This is a genomic window from Pseudonocardia sp., from assembly GCF_050246655.1.
Classification (GTDB): domain Bacteria; phylum Actinomycetota; class Actinomycetes; order Mycobacteriales; family Pseudonocardiaceae; genus Pseudonocardia.
The window spans coordinates 1-6689 of record NZ_JBFWVQ010000190.1 but is presented as its reverse complement, the minus strand read 5'-3'; the positions used below and the strand labels follow the sequence as shown (position 1 = coordinate 6689).

The window sequence follows — 6689 nt, the reverse complement described above, 5'->3', positions numbered from 1 at the left end:
TGAACACCTGCTCGGCGGTGCGGCGCACGACGTCCACCATCGTCTCCCGCTCCCCCGACGACGCCGTGACGTCGAGGAACGTCAGCTCGTCCGCACCCTCGGCGTCGTAGACGGCCGCCATCTCGACGGGGTCGCCCGCGTCGCGCAGCTCCTTGAAGTTGACACCCTTCACCACCCGCCCGGCGTCCACGTCCAGGCAGGGGATGACACGCACGGCCACACCCACGACGGCGAGCCTAGGTGCCGCCGACGAACGCCCGACCGCGGCCCCGCCCTGGTCGGCGCGGCGGAAGGCGCCGGTGACGGGTGCGCGAGTTGCGCATTCCGTCGCCGCGAGTTGCGCATTCCATCGCCGGAGGCCGGGACGGCCTGCAGCGGCGCGGAGGTCCCGTGGAGGTCCTCAGCCCGCCGCGCGTGTCGTGGCGACGGCGCGGACCGCGGCGAGCGCCTCCGGGAGCGTGAACCGCCCCGCGTAGAGCGCCTTGCCGACGATCGAACCCTCGATGCCGACGCCGGAGGCCGCGAGCTCGGCCAGCGAGACCAGGTCCGCGACCTCCGCGATCCCGCCCGACGCGATCACCGGGGCGGTGGTGGCCGCCGCCACGTCCTGCAGCAGCTGCGTGTTGGGCCCGCGCAGGGTGCCGTCCTTGCCGACGTCCGTGACGACGTAGCGGGCGCAGCCGTCGCGGTCCAGCCGGGCGAGGGTCTCCCAGAGATCGCCGCCGTCCTTGGTCCAGCCCCGGGCGGCGAGGCGGTGCTCGCCGTCGACGATCCGCACGTCCAGGCCCACGGCGATCCGCTCACCGTGCGCGGCGATCGCGCGGGCGCACCACTGCGGATCCTCCAGCGCAGCGGTGCCCAGGTTCACCCGGGCGCAGCCGGTGCCCAGGGCCTGCTCCAGCGACTCGTCGTCCCGGATCCCGCCGGAGAGCTCCACCTGCACCTCCAGCTCCCTCACGACGCCCGCGAGCAGCTCCGCGTTCGACCCGCGGCCGAACGCCGCGTCCAGGTCGACGAGGTGGATCCACTCCGCGCCGTCGTGCTGCCACTGCAGGGCGGCCTCCAGCGGGTCGCCGTACCCGGTCTCGGTACCGGCCTCGCCCTGGACGAGCCGGACCGCCTGGCCGTCCGCGACGTCGACGGCGGGAAGCAGGGTGAACACCACGCGGCGAGCCTACCGACGCAGCCGGGTCGCCGGGCACGGCCGCCCCGCAGGCCGGTGATCACCGGTTGCGTGACCTGACGGGCACGGGTGCACGTCAGGTCACGGGAACGGCGATCACGGCTAGCGGCGGCGGCGCGTGCGGTCCTGCGGTGGGCCCGTCCGCGGCGCACCCGACGCGAACCGCCGGTCGGTGACGGCGTCGAACCGGGCGTAGGCGTCGACGATGTCGCTGACGAGCCGGTGGCGCACGACGTCGGTGCTCGTCAGCTCGGCGAAGTGGACGTCGTCGACGCCGTGCAGGATGTCGCGGACGACGGCGAGCCCCGAGCGGGTGCCGCCTGGCAGGTCGACCTGCGTGATGTCGCCCGTCACCACGATCTTCGAGCCGAAGCCGAGGCGGGTGAGGAACATCTTCATCTGCTCGGGCGTGGTGTTCTGCGCCTCGTCGAGCAGGATGAACGCGTCGTTCAGGGTGCGGCCGCGCATGTACGCCAGCGGCGCCACCTCGATCGTCCCGGCGGCGATGAGCTTCGGGATCGACTCCGGGTCGATCATGTCGTGCAGGGCGTCGTAGAGCGGCCGCAGGTACGGGTCGATCTTCTCGTAGAGCGTGCCCGGCAGGTAGCCCAGCCGCTCCCCCGCCTCGACGGCGGGGCGGGTGAGGATGATCCGGTTGACCGTCTTCGCCTGCAGCGCCTGCACGGCCTTCGCCATCGCCAGGTACGTCTTGCCGGTGCCGGCCGGGCCGATGCCGAAGACGATGGTGTGGGCGTCGATGGCGTCCACGTAGCGCTTCTGGTTGAGCGTCTTGGGCCGGATCGTCTTGCCGCGCCGCGACAGGATGTCCAGGCTCAGCACCTCGGCGGGCGACTCGCCGATGCGGGCGCGCTCGTCGGCGTCCCCGCCGGCGAGCATCTCCACGGTGCGCCGGACGGCGTCTGTGCCGACCTGCTGGCCACGCTCGGCCAGGGTGATCAGCTCGGTGAACACCCGCTCGGCGAACGCGACGTCCGCCGGGGTGCCGGTCAGGGTGAGCTCGTTGCCGCGGACGTGGACGTCGGCCTCGAGGGCCTGCTCGGCGGCCCGCAGGCTCTCGTCGCGGGAGCCGAGCAGCGCGAGCAGCGCGGCGTCGGGCACGGCCATGCGGGACTGGACGCGGGACTGGACTCCGTCCGGCTGGGTCAAGGGTCGTGCCGCCTGCTTCCTGTCTCGGCTGTCAGGGCGCCGACGATGCTACCGGCGAACGCGAGGTCCGGCCGCGCCGTTTCTCCGGCCTCGACGGTGACGTTCGGCCGGATGTCACGAACCCGTCAGCACCTCCGACCGGCGCAACGACCCCCGGACCGGCCAGAATGCGGCCATGGCGGGCATCCACCCCGACGAGTGGCCGCTGCGCGGACGCGACGACGAGCTGCGCGCGACCGTCGACGCCCTCGACGGTCGCGGCGGCGTGCTGCTCGCCGGTCCGGCGGGGGTCGGCAAGACGCGCCTGGCCCGCGAGGCCCTCGCCGGCCGTCGCGGCGCCGTCCGCGTCGTGCGCGCCACCGAGTCCTCCCGGCCGCTGCCGCTGGGCGCGCTCGCCCCGCTGATCGCCGCCACCGCGGGCGGCGCCCCGGCCCAGCTGCTCGCCGCAGCGCACGCCGCGCTGCGCGCCGAACCCGGCCTGGTGCTCGGCATCGACGACGCCCACCTCCTCGACGAGGTGTCCGCCACCCTCGTGCACCAGCTCGTCGGCGACCGGGCCGTGCGGCTCGTCGCCACCGTGCGCACCGGGGAGGCGGCGCCCGCCGCCGTCACCGCGCTGTGGAAGGACGGCCTGCTGCCCCGCATCGACGTCGAGGCGCTGTCCGCGGACCGCACCGTCGACCTCCTGGAGGCCGCGCTGGGCGGGCGCGTGCACTCCGACAGCGGACGGCGGCTGCACGCCGCCACGTCCGGCAACGTGCTGTGGCTGCGCGAGCTGGTCGCCGGCGAGCGCCGTGACGGCCGCCTCGCGCGCACGGAGGGCCTCTGGACCTGGGCGGGTGAACCGCGGCTCACGCCCGGCCTCACCGAGCTGATCGCCGCGCGCATCGGCGCACTCGACGACGGTGTCCGGCCCGTCGTCGAGCTCCTCGCGCTGGCCGAGCCCCTCGACCTCGACGTCCTCGCCGCCCTCACCGGCCCCGCCGCCGTGGACGAGGCCGTCGCCCGGGGCCTGGTCGCGGTGGCCCGGCCCGAGGCGCGCCTCGCCCATCCTCTCTACGGCGACGTGGTCCGCGCCCGCGTCGGTGAGCCGCGGGCGCGTGCGCTGCGGGGCCGCGTCGTCACCGCACTCGCCGACGCCGGCCACGAGGACCTGCTGCGCCGCGCGGCCCTCGCCCTCGGATCCGACCTCGCGCCCGATCCGAAGCTGCTCACGACCGCCGCGGACCGGGCGATCGCGCTCAACGACATCCCGCTCGCCGTCCGCCTGCTCGAGGCGGCCTGCGCTGCCGGTGCGGAGTTCGACGCGCACGTCACGCTGGCCTACACGCTGAGCTACCTGCTGCGCCCGCAGGAGGCGGAACGCGCGTTCGAGGGCGCTGTGGCCCACGCCCGCACCCCCGCCCAGGTCGCGCGGCTGGCGCAGATGCAGGCGGTGCACCACCTGTTCGTGCTCGGCGAGCCCGCTGCCGCCGAGCGGATCGCGGCCGCGGCGGAGCGGACGACGGGCCATGCGCTGCTCGGCTTCCGCGCCACCGCGGCGACCCTGGGCAACCGGCTCGACGAGGCGGGCCGCCACGCCGCCCGGCTCGCCGCCACGGACCGCCCGCCCGCCCACGCCGCCGCGCTCGCCGGTTGGGCCCGCACCGCGGTAGCAGGGCTCACGGGTCGTACGGATGCGCTGCGCGGGATCGCCGTCGAGGCCACCACTGCCGCGCTGGCCTCCCCGGAGACCGCGACCCTCCAGACCAACATCGCGTTCGTCGAGGTCTTCGGGCTCGCGCTCGCGGGGCGCCCCGCCGCGATCCGCGGGCGCATCGAGGAGCTCTCCACCGCGCTGCAGGGCCTGTTCCCGGCGTTCATGCTGCCCGTGTTCGACGGCCTGCACGCCCTCACCACCGGCGACGCCGGGCTCGCGGCGCGCCGGTTCGTCGAGTACCGCCCGTACTTCCCGGGAGCGGGTGGGGGCTACACGACCTGGTTCGAGGGCCTGCGCGCCGTCGCCTGCGGCATCGCCGGGGACGCCGCAGGGGCGGCCGAGTCGCTCGCCCGCGCCGAGCAGCACCGGCTGCCGTCCGAGCGGGTCTTCGGGCCGCTGCTCGACCTGGCCCGCGCCTGGTCGGCGGCCGCCGACGGAGCCGTCAGCACCGCCGCCGCGAGCGCCGTCGAGGCCGCGGAGCACGCCGCCGCCTCCGGGCAGTGGGCCGTCGAGGTGCTCGCCCGCCACGACGCGACGCTGCTCGGCTCGCGGACGCAGGCACCGAGGCTGCGGGAGCTGGTGCGGCGGGTCGACGGGCCGCGCGCCGGGCTCGCCGCCGCGCACGCCGAGGCGCTCGCCGCGCGCGACGCGGACGCCCTCACCGCCCTCTCCCTCCGGTTCGAGGAGGCCGGGCTGCTCCTGGGCGCGGCGGAGGCCGCGGCCCACGCGGCGGGCCTGCTGCGCCGCCGCGGGGAGGCGGCCCAGCACGGGGCCGCCCTGCGCGCGACCGCGCTCGCCACCTCCTGCGGCATCCGGAGCCCCGGGCTGCAGGCCGTGGCCCGGCCGTTGCCGCTGAGCGCCCGGCAGCGGGAGATCGCGGTGCTCGCGGCGCGCCTGTCGAACACCGAGATCGCGCAGCGGCTCGGCGTGTCCGTCCGGACGGTCGAGGGCCACGTGTACCACGCCTGCGTGCGGTTGGGCCTCGCGAACCGCGCCGAGCTCGCGGCACACGTCACCGAGGAAAGCTGACCGGCACACCGGCGGATGCCGCGCCCGAGGTGGACGTGAGGGGGCTCGGCGGGCGGTGGATTCACGGGCCGGGCGACCCCGCTGATGCGTATCTCGGGCGTCCGGCCGGGCCGGGCCGCGGCGGTCCGGCCCGACATCCGCGGCGGACTTCGCAACGCTCCTGCATGCCGCCGCGGTGCGACGCTCGGGTGCGGCGGCACCCCTCGTGCCGCCGCACCCCCTCACGCGGCGCCTCGTCCGGCCGAACGTGGCAGCGGCGCCGACGGGACGGCGCCCGGGCGCACGCCCGCCGGGAGCCGGTCAGCCACCCTCGCCGTCGTCTCCGCCGTTCCCCGTGTCCCCACCGCTACCGGTGTCGCCACCGCTACCGGAGCCGCTGCCGGAGCCGCTACCGGAGCCGCTGCCGCTCCCGGTGTCGCCTCCCGAACCGGAGCCGTCAGACCCGGTGCCACCGCTCCCGCTGCCGTTCCCGGTGCCGCCGCTTCCGGCGTCGCCGCTTCCGGTGCCCCCCTGACCGCCGGTGTCCGGCGTGGTGCCCCCGCCCGCGTCACCGGCGCCGGTGTCCGGCGGCGTCGCCCCGGCGGGAGGTGTCCCACCGGCCGGTGGGGCCGCGCATTCCGGACGCGCCGGGTCCGCGGGCTCACCCGGTCCGGGGCACGGTGCCGCACCCGGACCCTGCGACTTCTCACCGGTGCCCGTGTCCGCCGGCAGCATGCCGGGCGGACACGTCTCGGTCATGAACATGCACATGTCGGTCTGCGTGCCCATGCCCGGCCCGACGATCATGGTCATCGGCATCGTGGTCTCGCCTGCTGGCGGCGTGGTGTTCGGGACCCCGTTCGTGCAGGTGGCGGGCAACTGGGCGCACTGGAGCGCCGGTAGGGGCTGCCCGCCCACGCAACCCGGCGTCAGCCCGCCGGGCGGGCACAGCCCGGTCACCTGCTCCGGGGTGATCACGGGCACGGGCGGCGTGCCGCCGGTCCCAGCGGGCGGCGTGCCACCGGTCCCGGCAGGCGGCGTGCCACCCGTCCCGGCGGGCGGCGTGCCCCCGGTGCCCGGCGCGGTCCCGTCCGTCATCGGAACGCCGTCCGTGCAGGTCGCGGGCAGCACGGCGCACTGCTGCTCGGCCGTCGGCTTGCCGTCCGTGCACCCGCCCTCGGACACGGTGCAGACCTGCATCGCCTGCTCCGGGGTGAGCCCGCCTCCGGTCGGCGCGGGCATCATCGGCGGGCAGGTCCAGCCCTTCTCGCCGAAGGTGCAGTTCGGCGCCGGTGCCGTGGAGCGGTCCGGCGGGCACGTCCACCCGCCGCCCGGCGCGGCCGTGCAGTCCGCTGCGGGCGGCTTCGCCGGATCCGCGACCGGGCACGCCCACATGCCGTTCGTCGCGACGCATCCCGGAGCGGGCGGCGTCGCCTTCGGGTCGAGGACCGGTGGACACGTCCACCCCGTGTCACCCGCGGTGCAGTTCGCGGCGGGCGGCGTGCCGTTGCCCGCCGGGCACACCCACATGAAGCCCTGGGCGAGGCAGCCCGGCACGGGCGGGCTGGCCGGGTTGAACGGCTGCCCGCACTTGACCCACGTGCCCCCGCTGAGCTGGCAGCCGGGTGCCGG

General features: G+C 76.5%; 4 protein-coding genes and 1 pseudogene. 2 read left to right on the top strand and 3 right to left on the bottom strand.

Annotated features, from left to right (window positions below; genetic code table 11):
- The 3 genes from AB7J25_RS29640 to AB7J25_RS29630 all read right to left on the bottom strand — a co-directional run.
- On the bottom strand, positions 1–226 hold a 226-nt coding region (locus tag AB7J25_RS29640), incomplete at its 3' end, for a HisA/HisF-related TIM barrel protein (protein ID WP_428514516.1).
- Positions 227–400: 174 nt separating this feature from the next.
- Positions 401–1165, bottom strand: coding sequence for a bifunctional 1-(5-phosphoribosyl)-5-((5-phosphoribosylamino)methylideneamino)imidazole-4-carboxamide isomerase/phosphoribosylanthranilate isomerase PriA (gene priA / locus AB7J25_RS29635; protein WP_428514514.1), 765 nt, complete (start codon positions 1163–1165; stop codon positions 401–403).
- Positions 1166–1285: 120 nt separating this feature from the next.
- Positions 1286–2308, bottom strand: a complete 1023-nt coding sequence (locus AB7J25_RS29630) for a PhoH family protein (protein WP_428514513.1) — start codon at positions 2306–2308, stop codon at positions 1286–1288.
- A 217-nt stretch (positions 2309–2525) separates the two neighbouring features.
- Between AB7J25_RS29630 and AB7J25_RS29625 the strand changes: the two genes are divergently transcribed.
- Together AB7J25_RS29625 and AB7J25_RS29620 are read left to right on the top strand one after the other, a co-directional pair.
- Positions 2526–5078 (top strand): LuxR C-terminal-related transcriptional regulator, encoded by a 2553-nt coding sequence (locus AB7J25_RS29625; RefSeq protein ID WP_428514511.1) that lies wholly within the window; start codon positions 2526–2528, stop codon positions 5076–5078.
- A 712-nt stretch (positions 5079–5790) separates the two neighbouring features.
- Positions 5791–6689 (top strand): annotated as a pseudogene (locus AB7J25_RS29620) (hypothetical protein); the annotation flags it as partial.